Raw genomic sequence first — 1,593 nt, forward strand, 5'->3', positions numbered from 1 at the left:
CGGCCTCCCCCCTCCACCCCTCCCCTCCTCCCCGGCCGGGAGAGGGGCGCCGCGCGGCACCGTCTGCGCCGTCTGACGTCGTGGTGCGCCGCATTGGCGCGGGGGTGGTCAGGTCCCGTTTTCGCGCGCCCGCGCGCCCGCGCCGCTTTCCTCGCGGGCGTGGCCGGGGCAGCCTTCGGCCATGGCACCGCACGTGATTCGCATCATGGCCTCGATCCCGGCCTGCGCCGCACCGGCTGGGGGGTGATCGAGCCGAGGCACCCGGCTCTCCTTCCTCGGCTGCGGCACCATCCTGCCGCCGGAGGACGCGCCCATGGGCGCGCGCCTCGCCGTGCTGCACCGCGACCTGATCGCGGTGCTCGGTCGCTTTGCCCCCGACGAGGCGGCGGTGGAGGAGACGTTCGTGAACATGAACCCCTCCTCCACCCTGAAGCTCGGCCAGGCCCGCGGCGTGGTGCTGCTCGCCCCGGCACAAAGCGGGCTGCCGGTGGCGGAATACGCGCCGACCCTGGTGAAGAAGAGCGTTGTGGGGGCCGGCCGGCCGAGAAGGGGCAGGTGCGGATGATGATCTCGGTGCTGCTGCCCAAGGCGCAGCCGGAGACCGAGGACGCCGCCGACGCCCTTGCGGTCGCCATCACCCACGCGCACCATCGCGGCGCGGCGGCATTGGCGCGGCGGGTGCGGTAGGCGCGCCGCCGGCGGGGGTGGGACATGATGTTCGGGCTGCTGGGGCTGGTTGCGGCCGCCGCCTTCACGGGGGCGGCGCTCTACGTCAACGTGGTGGAGCAGCCGGCGCGCCTGGCGCTGAGCGAGGCCAGCGCGCTCGCCCAGTTCCGCCCCGCCGACCGGCGCGGCTTCGCCATGCAGGCGGTGCTGGTGGTGGCAGGGTTCGTCTGCGGCGCCGCCGCCTTCCTCACCGCGGGCGACTGGCATTTCCTCGCCGGCGGCGTGCTGATGCTCGCCAACTGGCCCTATACCTTCATCGGCATCGCGCCCACCGAGCAGCGCCTCATGGCGGCGCGGGCTGACGATCCCGACTGCCGCCGGCTCCTGTCCAATTGGGGCCAGCTCCACATGGTGCGCACGGCCTCGGCATGCTTGCCACCTTCATCTTCCTTCTGGCCGTGCTGGAGTGACGGCGCGGCGGAGACCCCCATGATCGGCAAGCTCAAAGGCGTGGTGGATTCCTACGGCGAGGACCATGTGATCCTCGACGTGAACGGGGTCGGCTATCTGGTCCACTGCTCGCAGAAGACCCGCGACGGCCTGCCGGCGCCCGGCGGCGCCGCGAGCCTGCTGATCGAGACCCATGTGCGGGAGGACCAGATCCGCCTGTTCGGCTTCGCCCGCGAGGCGGAGCGCGACTGGTTCCGCCTGCTCCAGAGCGTGCAGGGCATCGGCACCAAGATCGCCCTCGCCATCCTCTCCACCCTGTCGGCCTCGGACCTCGCCGAGGCCATCGCGCTCGGCGACAAGGCCGCGGTCGCCCGCGCGCCGGGGGTGGGGCCGCGCGTCGCCACCCGCATCGTCACCGAGCTGAAGGACAAGATGGGCGGACCTGTCCGCCGGCGCCGTGGAGCTTGCCCGACCTCG

At 73.1% G+C, this 1,593-nt stretch carries 1 protein-coding gene and 2 pseudogenes; all 3 read left to right on the forward strand.

Features of this window, described 5'->3' with window-relative positions:
• Positions 1 to 159 precede the first annotated feature (159 nt).
• Positions 160 to 687: pseudogene (gene ruvC, locus AC2W7M_RS25140) on the forward strand (crossover junction endodeoxyribonuclease RuvC).
• Between the two features lie 174 nt (positions 688 to 861).
• Positions 862 to 1,038: pseudogene (locus tag AC2W7M_RS25145) on the forward strand (anthrone oxygenase family protein); the annotation flags it as partial.
• Between the two features lie 117 nt (positions 1,039 to 1,155).
• A partial coding sequence (ruvA, locus tag AC2W7M_RS25150) for a Holliday junction branch migration protein RuvA (protein WP_486135798.1) occupies positions 1,156 to 1,593 on the forward strand: 438 nt, incomplete at its 3' end.

The sequence above is a fragment of the Xanthobacter sp. BG11Y11_SDJG genome (assembly GCF_057364445.1).